The 17,049-nt window shown below is 31.9% G+C and carries 11 protein-coding genes, 4 tRNA genes, 1 rRNA gene and 1 other annotated feature (1 of these 17 cut by a window edge); all 16 genes read left to right on the forward strand.

The window, feature by feature from the left end:
• Positions 1-43: 43 nt before the first annotated feature.
• Positions 44-132 (forward strand) — tRNA-Leu (locus ACWJKE_RS14070).
• 5 nt (positions 133-137) lie between these two features.
• Positions 138-213, forward strand: a tRNA-Met gene (locus tag ACWJKE_RS14075).
• Positions 214-218: 5 nt separating this feature from the next.
• Positions 219-295 (forward strand) — tRNA-Met (locus ACWJKE_RS14080).
• Positions 296-616: 321 nt separating this feature from the next.
• Positions 617-3,007, forward strand: coding sequence for a stage II sporulation protein E (gene spoIIE, locus ACWJKE_RS14085; RefSeq protein ID WP_220286289.1), 2,391 nt, complete (start codon positions 617-619; stop codon positions 3,005-3,007).
• A gap of 398 nt (positions 3,008-3,405) precedes the next feature.
• The gene (gene tilS / locus ACWJKE_RS14090) at positions 3,406-4,800 is read left to right on the forward strand and encodes a tRNA lysidine(34) synthetase TilS (RefSeq protein WP_309137230.1); all 1,395 of its coding nucleotides are present in this window, start codon (positions 3,406-3,408) and stop codon (positions 4,798-4,800) included.
• 2 nt (positions 4,801-4,802) lie between these two features.
• Positions 4,803-5,339, forward strand: a complete 537-nt coding sequence (hpt, locus tag ACWJKE_RS14095) for a hypoxanthine phosphoribosyltransferase (RefSeq protein WP_165412324.1) — start codon at positions 4,803-4,805, stop codon at positions 5,337-5,339.
• 88 nt (positions 5,340-5,427) lie between these two features.
• Positions 5,428-7,263 carry an ATP-dependent zinc metalloprotease FtsH gene (ftsH, locus tag ACWJKE_RS14100; protein WP_165412323.1) on the forward strand — a complete coding sequence of 612 codons (1,836 nt, stop codon included), beginning with the start codon at positions 5,428-5,430 and terminating at the stop codon, positions 7,261-7,263.
• Between the two features lie 415 nt (positions 7,264-7,678).
• Complete coding sequence (locus ACWJKE_RS14105) at positions 7,679-8,458, forward strand: type III pantothenate kinase (protein WP_216304364.1); 780 nt, start codon at positions 7,679-7,681, stop codon at positions 8,456-8,458.
• 8 nt (positions 8,459-8,466) lie between these two features.
• Positions 8,467-9,444: a tRNA dihydrouridine synthase DusB gene (gene dusB / locus ACWJKE_RS14110; protein WP_216304365.1), complete on the forward strand. Its 978-nt coding sequence runs from the start codon at positions 8,467-8,469 to the stop codon at positions 9,442-9,444.
• Between the two features lie 77 nt (positions 9,445-9,521).
• A complete protein-coding gene (locus tag ACWJKE_RS14115) occupies positions 9,522-10,340 on the forward strand; it encodes a Rossmann-fold NAD(P)-binding domain-containing protein (protein WP_216304366.1) in 819 nt (272 codons plus the stop codon).
• Positions 10,341-10,614: 274 nt separating this feature from the next.
• Positions 10,615-11,097, forward strand: coding sequence for a transcription elongation factor GreA (gene greA / locus ACWJKE_RS14120; protein WP_216304367.1), 483 nt, complete (start codon positions 10,615-10,617; stop codon positions 11,095-11,097).
• A gap of 153 nt (positions 11,098-11,250) precedes the next feature.
• Positions 11,251-12,780, forward strand: coding sequence for a lysine--tRNA ligase (lysS, locus tag ACWJKE_RS14125; RefSeq protein WP_216304368.1), 1,530 nt, complete (start codon positions 11,251-11,253; stop codon positions 12,778-12,780).
• A 158-nt stretch (positions 12,781-12,938) separates the two neighbouring features.
• Positions 12,939-13,013: transfer RNA gene (locus ACWJKE_RS14130), tRNA-Asn, on the forward strand.
• Positions 13,014-13,063: 50 nt separating this feature from the next.
• Positions 13,064-13,229 (forward strand) — a binding site (T-box leader).
• Between the two features lie 187 nt (positions 13,230-13,416).
• Positions 13,417-14,808 carry a glycine--tRNA ligase gene (locus ACWJKE_RS14135; RefSeq protein ID WP_216304370.1) on the forward strand — a complete coding sequence of 464 codons (1,392 nt, stop codon included), beginning with the start codon at positions 13,417-13,419 and terminating at the stop codon, positions 14,806-14,808.
• Between the two features lie 185 nt (positions 14,809-14,993).
• A complete protein-coding gene (gene murD / locus ACWJKE_RS14140) occupies positions 14,994-16,370 on the forward strand; it encodes a UDP-N-acetylmuramoyl-L-alanine--D-glutamate ligase (protein ID WP_220287807.1) in 1,377 nt (458 codons plus the stop codon).
• Positions 16,371-16,926: 556 nt separating this feature from the next.
• Positions 16,927-17,049 (forward strand): 16S ribosomal RNA (locus ACWJKE_RS14145) (it continues 1,395 nt past the right edge of the window).

Genomic DNA, 17,049 nt, shown 5'->3' on the forward strand with positions numbered 1-17,049 from the left:
AAGTAAAATAAAACTTCATAACAAGTATACTACAAGTAAGTAAGCTGGAGTGGCGGAACTGGCAGACGCACAGGACTTAAAATCCTGCGGTGGTTAAACACCGTACCGGTTCGATTCCGGTCTTCAGCACCAAATATCGCGGGATGGAGCAGTTGGTAGCTCGTCGGGCTCATAACCCGAAGGTCGTAGGTTCAAGTCCTACTCCCGCAACCAACTATGGCGGAATAGCTCAGCTGGCTAGAGCATTCGGTTCATACCCGAAGGGTCGTAGGTTCAAGTCCTATTTCCGCTACCATAACTCACAATTTATATTGTGAGTTATTTTTTATTTGCTGGAAAACTATAAAACTTAAACTATAATGTGCAAAAACATATAAGTATAAATTTCTCGAATATACAATGCCATGAAGTGACATGCTTCATTTAATATTTTAAAACCTACTATATTAATATGGTAGGTTTTTTTATATTATAGGGAATTGTAAAAATCTAATGTAAAAAATATACAAATTATTGTCTCATAAAAAATATATGAGCGCCCCATCTTATGACATTTATTTCCAAGAGACGTTGCTATAATGGAGTCCTAATGATTAAAGGGTGGGTGATTTTTAATATGCAATACGGGATTGATATATTTCCATATGAAAGACTTAGAAAGATAAAAGATGAAGTAAAAAAGAAAAATGCATTAAATACTAATTTAATTATTACAGGAATTGTTTATTTTGTTATAAGCTTATTAATAAGTAGGGTCTTGCTTCTTAATAATACTGCCCCATTTGGTATAGCTTTCTTAATAGCTACAATATTTGTAAATAATCATAGAATTTCAATAATTACAGCCAGTGGTACATTTTTAGGTTATATTACTTTAAATGGTAGTGCAAAGAATATACCATCATATTTACTAGTAATAGTTACAATTGCTTTTTTGAGTCATGTTTTCAACAAAATAAAATCAAAAACTAAAGTTTTAGCTAGCATGTTTGCTATTATTATATTTGAGTTGTTTACCTATAATTTCTTCATAACCCGGGTAAGTGGGTTAATGGCTTTTTTAAATTCATTTTTTCTAGTTTTATGTATCTTCCCATTATATTTTATTCTGGACTATAGTCTTTTATGCTTTAAGGAGATTAAAACAAAACATATATTTTCGAATGAAGAAATAATAAGTATGTCAATTATAAGCTCTTTAATTATAGCAGGTACTTGGGGACTAAGTATATTTGCCATATCAATTACGAATATTTTAGGCCTGGCATTTGTTATAATAATAGCTTACATTAACGGAAGTGGAGCTGGTGCTGCATCAGGAATTGCCATGGGTATTATTGTAGGAATGTCTTCTGAAAATATGATTGTGTTTATAGGAATGTATGGTGTTTGTGGCTTAATAACGGGTGTTTTTAAAGAAACTGGAAAGATATTAAGTGCAACATCTTATTTAGTGGCTTTTTCAATAATAAAAATATATTGTATTACGGGATCTGATTTTATGATATTTGAAGCTTTTGTAGCTGCTGTAATATTTTTGCTAATACCACAAAAAGTTTATAGCGAATTATCCACAGAATTTAATTCCGATAAAAAAAAGCAAAATGTAGAACAGGGGTATATAAATAAAATTAAAGATACATTTGTAGGAAGGCTAAATAATTTTTCAGATGTACTTTCTAATATGTCAGATATATTAAATAACTTAGTGGATAATGAAAAATTGGCGATGAAAGGTAAAAGCAGCGCGTTGGTTGAAAATCTTGCGGACAGGGTGTGTAGTAATTGTAATATGAAGTCTATGTGTTGGAAAAGGGAATTACATTATACATATGCAGCATTTGAAGAATTAATTCAAAATTTTGAGAGGAAGAATAATAGCGTACCGGAAGAAATTGAAAGAAAATGTATAAAGAGAACCGCCATACTTAAAAATACAGAAGATATTGTTAATAAGCACATTATAAATGAAATGTGGAGAACGAGGCTTAGTGAAGGCAGAGAGCTTTTAGCAAATCAGATTAGTAATATGGCGGGTTCTGTAGGAGAAATTGTTGAAGATTTTAATTCTGAAATTCAAATAGATACTTCTATGGAAAAACTTATATGTAGAGCCTTAGATAAAAATAGAGTTAAGCACAATGATCTTATGTGTTTGAATGATAAGCTCGGACGATTGAGTATTAAATTGTCACTTAACGCTTGCAGTGGAAGGCAAATGTGTGTAAAGGATTTATTGCCGATTATAAATGGGGTCACAGGCAAGTGCATGTGTGTTAGTGATGAAGGGTGTAATATAAATCCGAAGACCAATATATGTAAGGTAACTATTGAAGAAACACCTAAGTTTCATGTGGTATCTAATGTGGCTAGGCAGTGTAAAGATGGTGAAAAGTCCAATGGAGATAGCTATAGCTTTGGTAAGCTTCCTGATGGAAGTTATATGTCAGTTATTAGTGATGGCATGGGATCGGGACCCCAAGCGGGTAGAGAGAGCGAGGCTGCGGTTGAATTAATAGAAAAGTTTACATCAGCAGGTTTTAGTAAAATTACGGCTATAAACACTGTGAATTCAATAATGACATTGAGATTTTCCGAAGAAGAAAAATTTTCAACTATAGATTTAAGCAGCATAGACTTATACACTGGGGAAATTGATTTCTTAAAAGTGGGGGCAGTTGCAACTTTTCTAAAATCAGGTGAAAGTTTAGAAATTATAAAATCAAAATCTCTTCCTATCGGTGTTTTAGATAAAGCAGATATAGATATACAGCAAATGGAATTAAAAAATGGAGATATTATGGTTATGCTTAGTGATGGGGTATTAGATTACAATGATGAAAATGTAGGGAGGGTGGATTGGGTAGTTGATTATTTAGGTAAAAACAATTGCAACAATCCCAAGGATTTAGCTGAAGGGTTGCTCTCAGAAGCAAAAAAATTAAGTGGCAATAGAGTAAAAGATGATATGACAGTTCTTGTTTCAAAGATATATAGTCTATACTAAATGTATTTTATAAAAGAGATATTTTAATGCCCTGTAAATTGAGAGAAAAATCAGGGAATATATAATAAAAGAGATTAAAAAATGGAGAAAGTATTTATGGGGGTAAGAACCTCTTTTACATTCTTCATTTTTCCCATTTTTAACGGCATTTCAGAAGGAAAGTCTCTCATTTCTATAAGTGGGAGTTACATGCCCTAACAAATTGAAAACTTCGGTGGGAGTTTAAATCTCCTTCTAAGTCGTTAATATTGCAGCGACCCAAGAGACGATTTAAAGGTGTGTCTAAAAAAATGGAAAATATATATTACTAAATGATATAGTAATATGATATAGTGATATGGTATTAAAAAATATAAACCTGCAAAAAACAGAAAACATTTTAAAAATAAATTTGGGAAGTGAAAATTTTGTCAGAAACAGTTATGGACTTTATAAAAGAGAATTCAATGTTTGATAAGGGAGATAAGGTTATAGTTGCATTTTCTGGTGGACCTGACTCCACGTGTTTGCTCTATATTTTAAACAACTTTAAGGAAGAACTTGGGATTACACTTATTGGTGCACATCTAAACCATTGTCTTAGAGGAGATGAGTCTGATAAAGATCAGGAATATGCAAAAGAAATTTGTGAGAGTTTGAATATAGATTTTTATAGTGAAAAAGTGGATGTACATAGAATTTCAAAGGAAAAGAATTTATCTTGTGAAATGGCAGGACGAGAAGCTAGATATGAATTTTTTGAGCAACTTATGGTTAAATTAAATGCTAATAAAGTCGCTTTGGCACATAATGCTAATGATCAAGCTGAAACTATTTTAATGAGGATAATGAGAGGAACGGGTATCGAGGGAATAGTAGGAATAAGACCTGTTCGCGACAAAATATATGTAAGACCCATACTTCGTCTTAGTAGAAAAAAAATAGAGAAATATTGTTTAAATAATAATATCAATCCAAGAATAGATAAATCAAATTTAGAAAATATTTATGCGAGAAATAAGGTAAGATTAGAATTGATTCCATATATGGAACAAAATTTTAATAAAGATATAATTAAAACATTAAACCGATTATCAGATATTGTAAAAAAAGACAATGATTATTTGGAAAATATTTCTGAAAAAGAGTATAAAAAACATTGTGAGATAGGTCAGCAAAGGGTTATAATAAATAAGGCGGCTTTTGCGGAGCATGAAGCAATTTTAAGTAGGATTATTAGGAGTGCTTTGCTTGCGGTGAATCATAATTTATATAATTTTGAAAAAGTTCATATATATAGTATTATAGAACTTCAAAGACATGAAACAGGTAAAAGTATAATGCTACCTCAGAATATAATAGTTGAAAACTGTTATGGGAATATACATATATATATTTGTGTAAAAGCTACTGAAGCTAATAACAATCAGTACTCTCTAAATATAAATCAGGAAAACTTTATTCATTCTTTAAATAAAGTAGTAAAAATTGATGTTAATCCTAAGCTACAATTTACAGAATTTAAAGAAAATGATTGTATTAAGTATTTTGACTATGATAAAATTAAGAAACCAATAATATTTAGGTATAGAAAAGATGGGGATAGATTCATTCCACTAGGTATGAAGGGTAGTAAAAAGATAAAGGATTTGTTTATAGATTTAAAAATACCTAAAGCCCAAAGAAATGCAATACCGTTAATATGTTTTGGGGATGATATAGGTTGGGTAGTTGGATATAGGGTTAGCGAAAAATTCAAGGTTACAAAGGATACTAAAAATATATTGCAGATTAGAATTGGAAGAGAGGAATAAGAATGAACAATGATATTAAAGAGGTAGTATACAGCGAAGATCAATTAAGAGATAAAATTAGGCAAATGGGCGCAAGAATAAGTAAGGATTATTTAGGCAAAGAGCTTATACTCATTGGTATTTTAAAAGGATCAGTCATATTTATGTCAGATTTAGTAAAGCAAATTACGATTCCATGCAAAATGGATTTTATGGCAGTTACAAGCTATGGGAATTCCACTAAAACTTCAGGGGTTGTAAAGATCTTAAAGGATTTAGACTTTGAAATTGAGGGAAAGGATGTATTGATAGTAGAGGATATTATAGATTCTGGAGTTACACTTAAATATCTAATGAAGTTACTATCTGCAAGGAAACCTAATAGTTTAGAAATTATATGCTTACTGAATAAACCAGAAAGAAGAACGGCCAATATAGATGTTAAATATTTAGGTTACGATGTACCAGATTACTTCCTTGTAGGATTTGGCCTGGACTATGCAGAGAAATATAGAAATTTACCATTTATAGGAATACTTAAGGAAGAAATTTATAAGTAAATGTGTATAAAATAATATATATATTATTGTCAACTGCTTTTTAATGTGATAAAATTTTAAAGTGAATAAAAAGAGAGGGGGGTTTCTAATGAAGAAAATTTCTAGTGCATCAATCTGGATCGTAGTGTTTGTACTTGTGATTTATGCAGCACTAACCGTACTTGATAGTAGCAAAGATGTTAGTCAAATCAGCGTTAATAAATTCCAAGAATATTGGATTAAAAAGGATATTAAAACTGTTCAGGTAAAAGAAGATAAAACAGTATCAGGAGAACTAAAGAACGGAACACGATATGAAACTATAGTCCCATTGACGAGATTGCTTCAAGTTATGGACCAAAACCCAAATGCAAGCGTTACAGAAACATACTTAAAGCCAGCTAGTATGCCAATGTGGTTAAATGTCTTGCCAACACTCCTTATAATTTTAATGTTAGTGGCCTTTTGGTTTATGTATATGCAGCAATCGCAAGGTGGCGGCGGTGGCGGTAATAGAGGTGTAATGAATTTTGGTAAAAGTAGAGCCAAAATAGCAACGCCAGATAAGAAGAAAGTTACATTTGATGATGTAGCTGGTGAAGATGAAGAAAAGGAAGAACTTGCAGAAGTTGTAGATTTCTTAAAACAACCTAAAAGATACCTAGAAGCAGGTGCAAGAATTCCTAAAGGTATTCTTCTTATAGGACCACCGGGTACAGGTAAGACGTTACTTGCGAGAGCAGTATCAGGAGAAGCAGGAGTTCCATTCTATAGTATATCAGGTTCGGAATTTGTAGAGATGTTTGTAGGTGTTGGAGCTTCAAGAGTAAGAGATTTATTTGAACAAGCGAAAAAAAGTGCTCCTTGTATAATATTTATTGATGAAATTGATGCAGTAGGTAGACAAAGAGGAGCTGGCGTTGGCGGTGGTCATGATGAAAGAGAGCAAACTCTAAATCAGCTATTAGTTGAGATGGATGGATTTGGTGTAAATGAAGGCATAATTATGATAGCCGCAACAAATAGACCAGACATACTTGATCCTGCTCTTTTGAGACCAGGCAGATTTGATAGACATATATTAGTGGGTGCGCCTGATGTTAAAGGAAGAGAAGAAATTCTAAAGGTACATTCCAAAGGTAAACATTTAGCAGAAGAAGTAAAACTTGATGTATTAGCTAAAAGGACACCTGGGTTCACTGGTGCAGACCTTGAGAATTTAATGAACGAAGCTGCACTGCTTACAGTTAGAAATAAAAAAACAGTTATAGAAATGAAAGAGCTTGATGAAGCAGTAACTAGAGTTATTGCTGGACCGGAAAAGAAGAGTAAAGTTATCAGTGAAAAAGATAGAAAATTAACAGCATATCATGAAGCAGGGCATGCTGTAGTAATGAAATATTCTCCATTATCTGATCCAATTCATCAAATAAGTATTATACCAAGAGGAATGGCAGGTGGGTACACAATGCATCTACCTGAAGAGGATACTGCTTATACTTCAAAACTAAAACTTAAAGATGAAATGGTCGGGTTATTAGGCGGTAGAGTTGCTGAAAAATTAGTATTAAAAGATATTAGCACAGGTGCTAAGAATGATATTGATAGAGCATCGGCTATTGCAAGAAAGATGGTTATGGAATATGGTATGAGTGATGAACTCGGACCAATATCTTTTGGTAATGATCATAATGAAGTATTCCTTGGAAGAGATTTAGGCAAAAGTAGAAACTTTAGTGAAGAAATAGCTAATAAAATAGATTCAGAAGTTAAGATGCTTATTGATGAAGCTTATGGAAAAGCTGAAAAAATTCTTGCTGAAAATGCAAGTAAACTTCATGCAGTGGCTCAAGAACTGTTGTTAAAAGAAAAACTCGAAGGCGTGGATTTTGAGGCTATAATGGCTAAAACAGATTCAGGTGAGATTGATTTAACAAAGATTTAACTTGGTAAAAGACATACAGTGAGTTAGCTGTATGTCTTTTTTTATATCATTTAACCAGTAAAGAGAGTCCATTCTAACAGAAACTTTATATTAGTGCGATTTACTAAGAAACTTACTGTAATTATATACCAACATTTGATGAGGATTGTGGTATAATATATAGAATTAGCTTTATAGGTGTAACTTTCACTGTAACCGTTAATATTGCAGCGACCTAGGAGATGATTTAATTAAACAAAACTTCTTATAAAGATTTAACTTGACAAATTTGTTCAAATTGTTAAAATTATATTGTTAAATTAGGAACGGTTGAAATTAATATTTATAATATTGGATACATTATTTTGTGTTTTTATAATGGCAAAAATATAAAACGACTTGCAAGTTGTTTTAAATTATATAGGTGGTGTATAAAGTGATTTTAGTTTTAGATGTTGGAAATACTAATACTGTTTTAGGAGTTTTTAAGGAAAAGGAGTTAATTGTAGAGTGGAGAATATCAACTGATGCAAAAAAAACCGCTGACGAGTACGGAATTCAAGCAATGCAATTATTTAATCAGCGAAACATAAGAACAGAACATATTAAAGGCGTAATAATTTCCTCGGTTGTTCCCAATAGTATGTATTCACTAGAACATATGATAAGAAAATATTTCGATTTGAAACCAATGGTAGTAGGCCCGGGGATTAAGACTGGAATAAATGTAAAATATGATAATCCTAAAGAAGTAGGTGCGGATAGAATTGTTAATGCTGTTTCAGCTCATGAAATTTATAAAAGATCATTAATACTAATAGATTTTGGTACAGCTACAACCTTCTGTGCTATAAGCAAAGAGGCTAATTACTTAGGTGGAACTATATGTCCTGGTATTAAAATAGCTTCTGAAGCACTATTTGAGAGAGCGGCAAAGCTACCTCGGGTAGAGCTTGTAAAACCAGAAACAGTTATATGTAAAAATACTGTTGAAAGCATGCAGTCTGGAATAATATATGGATATATTGGTCAAGTAGATTATATTGTTAATAAAATGAAAAGTGAAATGATTAGTATGGGAGAAGAAGAGCCTTTTGTAGTAGCCACAGGTGGACTTTCAAAACTAATAACCAAAGAGTCTTCTGCTATTGATGAGTTTCATCCGAATTTAACCTTAGAAGGCCTTAGAATGATTTATGAGAAGAATAGGGAATAGGTGATTTAATGAAAATATCAAATATTAACTTTGAAAACGATGTTTTTTTGGCCCCTATGGCAGGAATTACAGATATTGCTTTTAGAGGGTTGTGCAAAGAATTAGGGTGTGGTCTACTATATACTGAAATGGTAAGTGCTAAAGGGTTATATTATGGAAGTGACAATACAGAATCTCTTATGCGAATTTCGGGTCAAGAGAAACCTGTAGCCGTTCAGATATTTGGTAATGATCCTAAGATTATGGCTAGTTCCTGTGAAATTTTCAATGCAAGAAGCGATATATGTATGGTTGATGTAAATATGGGGTGCCCTGTTCATAAAATAGTGAAAAATGGAGAGGGATCAGCTTTGATGAAGAATCCTAAACTAGCAGCGCAAATAATAAAAGAAATGAAAAAGGTTTCAACAAAGCCTGTGACAGTGAAGTTTAGAAAGGGATTTGATTCAAATAATGTTAATGCTGTAGAATTTGCTAAATATATGGAGGATGCGGGGATAGATGCTATTGCAGTGCATGGCAGGACTCGCGAACAAATGTATGAAGGCAAGGCTGATTGGGATATTATAAGGGCTGTAAAAGAAAATGTTAAAGTGCCGGTAATAGGTAATGGGGACATATTTTCCGTAGAGGATGCTGTCAAAATAAAGGAAATCACTAATTGTGATGCTATAATGATTGCAAGAGGGTCTAGGGGTAACCCATGGATTTTTAGAGAGATTAAGCAGGCAATAAACGGAGAAAAAGTTATATACCCTACTCCTGAAGAAAAAATAGATATGTGTATAAGGCATTTAAATTTAGCTGTAAAATATTATGAAGAAATTAAGGCTGTTAGAGAAATGAGGAAACATACAGCCTGGTATATCAAAGGGCTTAACAACTGTGCTGAGATTAAGAATGAAATTAATACTAAAAATACTTATGATGAGGTAAAGCAGGTACTTTTGGTTTATAAAAATTATTTGAAGACCATAGAAGCATAATTTAAAAATTAAAACGGGAATTTATATAATTAACACTGAATAAGATAATAGTACATTAATGTATAAGGTGCAGATGTATGAAGCCAATTTTATGTATAACTTCAAATATAGATAATTTATATAATGAATTTGGATTTTTAAGTAAAATTAAAGATAAACTAAAGATGAAAGTAATAAGTAATGAATACATTAAAGAATTAGATATTAAAGTTACGAGTGTAAGGATGCCACCTAATTTTAATAGAAAAGCATATTTAAACAATTTAACTTATGCTAAAAAAATATGTAAATGTAATGAAGTGCAATTATCGCCAAAAACACTGAGGCCTATGGATTATAATTATTTTAATGAATTTCAAAAGCGATTCTTAGCTTTTAGTGTTATAAAAAGTATACAACTTATGATTAGAATGAGAAACAAAAGTTTGAAAAATTGCTGCATTGTTATATATGATGCTGTAGAAATAATAAACTATAATATTATTGTGGAATTAGCAAAGCATTGCAAGTATATTGTATTTTTATCGCCTGATTTGGTAAAAGCTAGAAAGCTTGCAGATTATATTATCGCTAATTTTGGTGTATCTCCTATTGTTACAGATGATGAACTATATGCTGTTAAAATAGCCGATTTTATTGTTTCATCTAAAGACTATGAATTCGGTGATGGGAAATTAGTCTGGTTCTTAGATAATAGTATAAGCACGCCAAAAAATATTATAGCTGTAAATGATGTAAGTTATAATGTGCCTTGGAAAACTTTTAAAGGAGATTTTTCTATCGAACTTTTAGGATCGATATTATGTCAAATGCAAGAAAGTGACATTGAAAAAGCTCTTAAGTATAATGGTATATATCTTAAAAAAATAAAATTCAACAATAATGTAATATATTAGACTATTTTGCTCGTAACATATTGACAATAGTAACGCTCTGATTTATAATGGCTAAATGGTTACATGTATTGTTATTCTAAGAATAAATCTTAGAATCGATAATTTATCAATTTGAACTAATAGTCTTATATTATATAAATTATATGAAATTGCTATATTTCGAGGAAAACAGTATTGTAGTTGGGGTGTAATATGCTAGGGTATTGTTAGTTGATAGTGAATTTTATGGATATTTACTAATTTATTTAATAAAAATTAAAAAGGGGAGAAATAAATGAGCGTACCAAAACAATATGTAATGACCTATGAGGGAATTACGAAATTAGAGGGAGAATTAGAATTTCTTAAGACTGTCAAGAGAAAAGATATTACTGAAAAAATAAAGGTAGCACTTGGGTATGGGGACTTAACCGAAAACTCAGAGTACGATGAAGCTAAAAATGAACAAGCATTTGTTGAAGGTAGAATAATACAATTGGAAAATATGCTTAGAAATGCAAGTGTTATAGATGAAAACGATATTGAAATAGATGTAGTAAGTATAGGATCTATAGTTAAGGTTAAGGATTATGAGTTTGATGAAGAAGTTGAATTTTATATAGTGGGTTCAGCAGAAGCAGATCCAATGATAAATAAAATATCGAATGAATCACCAGTTGGATGTGCACTCGTTGGTAAGAAATCAGGAGCAATTATAGAAGTTGCAGTTCCAGATGGTGTTGGTAGGTATGAAGTATTGGAAGTGCGACGTGGGTAATTGTTTAAAAATTATTTAATTTTTATAGAACATAGGGGTACTTAACAATTTATAATTGGTAGGTGCCCTAAAGAAATATATACATAGAAGAAATATGGCAGAATAAATGATTAGTAATTATTTTCTGACCTGGGAAAAACAGGAGGGATATTAATGTCGAACGAAAAAAACAATGAAGAAAAAAGTGAAGAGAAAAACTTGCATGAACTTGAATCTAAATATAATGAACAGGTAACCATAAGACGACGAAAATTATCTGCTTTAAAAGAAGAAGGCAAAGATCCATTTGATGTGTACAAAGTTGAAAGAACTCATACATCACAAGAAGTTAAAGAAAATTTTGAGAAATTAGAAGGCGCTCAGGTTATTGTAGCAGGTAGACTCATGTCTAAAAGAGTTCATGGTAAGGCAGGTTTTTCTGATATTCATGATAGATATGGTAAAATACAACTATACATAAAAATAGATGATGTAGGCGAAGAAAAATTAAAAGAATATAAAAGTTTTGACATAGGAGATTTTGTAAGCATAACTGGTACACCTTTTGTTACAAAAACTGGTGAGATATCACTACATATAGTAGATTTTCAGCTTGTAGCGAAGGCTCTAAAACCACTTCCAGAAAAATGGCACGGATTAAAAGATCCTGATTTAAGATTTAGACAAAGAGAAGTAGATATAATAATGAACCCACAAGTAAGAGATACGTTTATGAAGAGAATATCAATAATTAAATATATCCGAGAATACTTAGATAACAAAGGATTTTTAGAAGTTGAAACTCCGATTTTATCCACAGTAGCAGGAGGAGCCGCAGCAAGACCATTTAGTACTCATCATAATGCGCTTGATATTGAGATGTATCTTAGAATTGCAACAGAGCTATATTTAAAAAGACTTATTGTTGCTGGTTTTGAAAAGGTATATGACATGGGTAAAAACTTTAGAAACGAAGGAACAGATATAAGACATAATCCAGAGTTTACAATGATAGAATTATATGAAGCTTATGCAGATTATAATGATATGATGGAAATTACGGAAAATATGATAGCTTACGTTTGTGAAAAGGTTCATGGAACTATGAAAGTAAATTATCAAGGAACTGAGATAGATTTTACACCACCATGGAGAAGAATTACTATGGTAGATGCAGTAAGAGAATATTCAGGTGTGGACTTTGATAAAATAGCTACTAATGAAGAAGCTAGGGTTATAGCTAAAGAAAAGCATTTACAATTTAAAAAAGAATTAGAAAATTGCTCAAAAGCAGATATATTAAATGAATTATTTGAAGTATATGTGGAAGAGAAACTAATTCAACCAACATTCTTATGTGATTACCCTGTAGAAATATCACCTCTTACAAAGAAGAAGAGAGGGAATGAAGAGTTTACAGAGAGATTTGAAGGCTTTGTGTTTGGAAGAGAAGTGTGTAATGCATACTCAGAGTTAAATGATCCAGTAGTTCAGAGAGAGAGATTTATGCAACAAGCAAAAGAAAGAGAATTGGGTGATGATGAGGCTTATTTAATAGATGAAGAATTTATGAGCGCATTAGAAACAGGAATGCCACCAACAGGAGGACTGGGTATAGGAATTGATAGAATGGTAATGTTCTTAACGGATTCTTATTCAATAAGAGATGTTATCCTATTCCCTACAATGAAACCAATCCAGTAGTTTAAAAGAATCAAAGGGGTATTTTAGTTAATCTAAAATATCCTTTTTACTTCTTAAGCGTAATCATCAGTGCTTAAAATCATGAAATTTAAATAAAAAAGAAAAAACTATTGAATTTTTAATAGTATATGTTATAATGTTGTTGTAAGCAATAATAATCCGCGATAGCTCAACGGTGGAGCACTCGGCTGTTAACCGATAGGTTGAAGGTTCAAATCCTTTTCGCGGAGCCATTTTTTATTTTTGGAACTCAATATTATAAGAAATCTAATGTATAATAAAATAATTCACTGTGATAAAGAAGAGTAGTAGTAGTACTTCATAAGAGAGGTTGTGGCTGGTGTAAACAATCAAAGTATTATTGTGAAAGGAACTTTTGAGTGTATAGAACTTAAAGTAGGGCATGTGCCAATAAGGGTGGAACCGCGGAAATAATTTTCGTCCCTTGGGGTATAGTCTTTTTTTTGTACGTAAAATAAAAGAGCATGCCTTTATGCGGGTGTGATGGATTGAATTGGTTATATTTAGGCCAAATAGGAAAGGATACAAGATGTAATATTAATATATTTGTAATGACCATTGAGAAGTATATAAAACGAGATATCATTAGATTATAAAAAAATAGGAGGGATTAATATGACATTTGAAAAAAGTATGGATAAAATAGTTGCGTTATGCAAAAACAGAGGGTTCGTATTCCCGGGATCCGATATATATGGAGGGCTCGCTAATTCGTGGGATTATGGTCCTCTGGGAGTTGAATTTAAAAACAATGTTAAAAAAGCTTGGTGGAAAAAATTTGTTCAAGAAAGTCCATATAATGTAGGCGTTGACTGCGCTATACTTATGAACCCAGAAGTATGGGTTGCGACGGGTCACGTTGGAGGATTTTCAGATCCACTAATGGATTGCAAAGATTGCAAAGCTAGATTTAGAGCGGATAAGTTAGTGGAAGACCATATGACGAATCAGGGAGTAGAAGTAGCTAGTGCTGATGGATGGTCAAATGAAGAGTTAAAAGAATATATAGCAAAAAATGAAATAGTATGTCCTAAATGTGGAAAGAAAGACTTTACTGATATTAGAAAATTTAATTTAATGTTTAAGACTTCCCAGGGGATAACAGAAGATGGAAAATCAGAGATATATTTAAGACCAGAAACGGCTCAGGGTATCTTTGTAAACTTTAAAAATGTTCAAAGAGCTTCAAGAAAAAAAGTTCCATTTGGAATAGGCCAAGTAGGAAAGGCTTTCAGAAATGAAATAACACCAGGGAACTTTATTTTTAGAACTAGGGAATTTGAGCAAATGGAATTGGAATTTTTCTGTAAACCAGGTACAGATTTAGAATGGTTTGCATATTGGAAAGAGTATTGTGCTAATTTCTTATATAATTTGGGAATGGAAAAGGAAAATTTAAGATTTAGAGACCATGGAGAAGAGGAATTATCTTTCTATAGTAATGCTACTTGTGACATAGAATTCTTGTTCCCTTTTGGATGGGGAGAATTATGGGGCGTTGCCGATAGAACTGATTATGACTTAAAGAAGCATATGGAACATTCAGGGAATGATTTAAGTTATCTAGATCCTATTACTAATGAAAAATATGTACCATATTGTATAGAACCTTCTCTGGGTGCAGATAGAGTTGTTCTTGCATTCTTAGTTAATGCATATGATGAAGAAGAACTTGAAGGCGGAGACGTAAGAACAGTGCTTCATTTACATCCAGCACTTGCACCATTTAAGGCGGCTATTCTACCTTTAAGTAAAAAATTATCAGAGAAATCGCTCGAAGTTTTTGCTATGCTAGGTAAAAAATTTAACGTAGACTACGATGAAACCGGAAGTATAGGAAAAAGGTATAGAAGAGAAGACGAAATAGGAACTCCATACTGCATAACCGTAGATTTTGATACGTTAGAAGATAATACTGTAACAATTAGAGACAGAGACACAATGGATCAAATAAGGGTAAGTATAGATGATTTAGAAAAGTTTATAGAAGAAAAACTACAATTTTAAATTTTAAATTGGAATAGTTAGTTTGGTTTAGAGAATGGCGTGTAGTATATAATGAGGCTTGAGTAGGCTGTGGTTATACTATGCGTTGTTTTTTTATAGAATAAATCTAAAAAATTATAAAATAAATTTGTAAAATAAATAATATAATATAATATAAAGTATATGGAGATTACATGGAGGGTTATATGAAAAAGGATTTCAATGAATTTAAGGAATTTATAAAAGGAAAAAAAGTTGGAGTTGTAGGTATAGGAGTTAGCAATATTCCTTTAATACATTTTCTAGTGAAGCTTAAGGCAGTTGTTACAGCTTTTGATAAAAAAAATTATAGTTTACTGGGACAGGTAGCAATAGATTTCGAAGAAGAGGGCGTGAAGCTGGTATTAGGGGAAGATTACTTAGATGATCTAACGGGGTTTGATGTTATTTTTAAAACACCATCTATGAGAGTAGATAACCCTGCTCTTTTGAAAGCAAAAAAAGAAGGAACATATATAACTTCCGAAATGGAAGAGTTCATAAAATATTGCCCGGCTAAAACTTACGGCGTAACTGGTAGCGATGGAAAAACAACTACAACTACAATAATATATAATATATTAAAAAAAGAAGGATATAAAACTTGGGTTGGAGGCAATATTGGTACACCACTGTTCGCAAATATTGAAGAAATAACCAAAGACGATAAAGTAGTATTGGAATTGTCGAGCTTTCAGCTTATGACTATGACGGTTTCTACAGATGTAGCAGTAGTAACAAATCTGAGTGTGAATCATCTAGATATTCATAAGGATATGGAGGAATATATAAATGCAAAGAAAAATGTGTTTAAATATCAACGTGACGGTGATCTGATTGTATTAAATAAGGATAACGCGTTAACTTATGAATTAAGAAAAGAGGTTAAGGGAAAAGTTAAGTATTTTAGTGTATGCGAGAAACTAGAAGATGGTGCATATTTTCAAAATGATAAATTATTCATTATGAACAAGGTAGTGTGTAATCTTGAGGAAGTAAAGCTAAAAGGGATGCATAATGTGCAAAACCTATTAACTGCCTTTTGTGCAACTCAAGATGAAGCAACAGTTGCGAGCATGAGAGAAGTGGCTACCACTTTTATGGGGGTACCTCATAGGGGCGAATTCGTGAGGGAAGTAGATGGAGTTAAATATTACAATGATTCAATAGCATCTACGCCAACTAGAACTATAGCAAGTCTCAAAGCTTTTGGAAAGCCTGTTATACTAATTGCAGGAGGATATGATAAAAAAATACCTTTTGAACCTTTAGCAGAAGAAGGCTACACAAATATTAAAACACTAATATTAGTAGGGGACACTAAATATAAAATAAAAGAAGTTTTTGAGCGTATGTCTAAAGAAAATAAAATACCTTTACAGATTATACTTGCTGAAAATTTTAATGAAGCAATTTTTACAGCTAAATTAGTTGCTAAACCGGGTGATATAGTGACGTTGTCACCAGCATGTGCAAGTTTTGATATGTTTCAAAATTTTGAAGTAAGAGGTAATAAATACAAGGAAATAGTAATGACATTATAATAAAAGACATTTTCATGTTCATTAAATAGGAGCTCTGGTAAAAAAGATTATTTTTACTGGGGTTTTTATTTTTATAGGCTATAGGTGCTAAATGCGTAACAAATGTTCCAAGCGTATCATTATGAGCAAAACGGATTATATGGTATATATAAACATATATATGGAAATAGATTGATATAATAGAGGATTATAAACAAATGGTGAGTTATACATATGATATTATATTAATTGTCGCTGGAACATACAGTTATAAATTAACTTTAAGTGCACAGTGATGAAAGAAAAATTCATTATCAAATATTTTTTAAAGTAGTTGACAATGATGAAAAAAAGAATTATAATAGTAAAAGTCATCACATGATGACGAAGCAAGTTGGTCTTTGAAAATTAAACAGAGAAATAGGTAAAGATAGCGAAATAATATTTCGTTAAACCAGTTAATTACTTTAGTATAAAGTAAAATTTAGTCGTAAGACTAAAAAGTATGTAATGAGCTTGCGTAACAACTTAACAGTTGTCGCAGATTAATCATTTCAACTAAAAAAGTGTAAACTTTTAAATTGAGAGTTTGATCCTGGCTCAGGACGAACGCTGGCGGCGTGCCTAACACATGCAAGTCGAGCGATGAAACCTTTCGGGGTGGATTAGCGGCGGACGGGTGAGTAACACGTGGGTAACC

Source organism: Clostridium sp. CM036 (assembly GCF_055081135.1).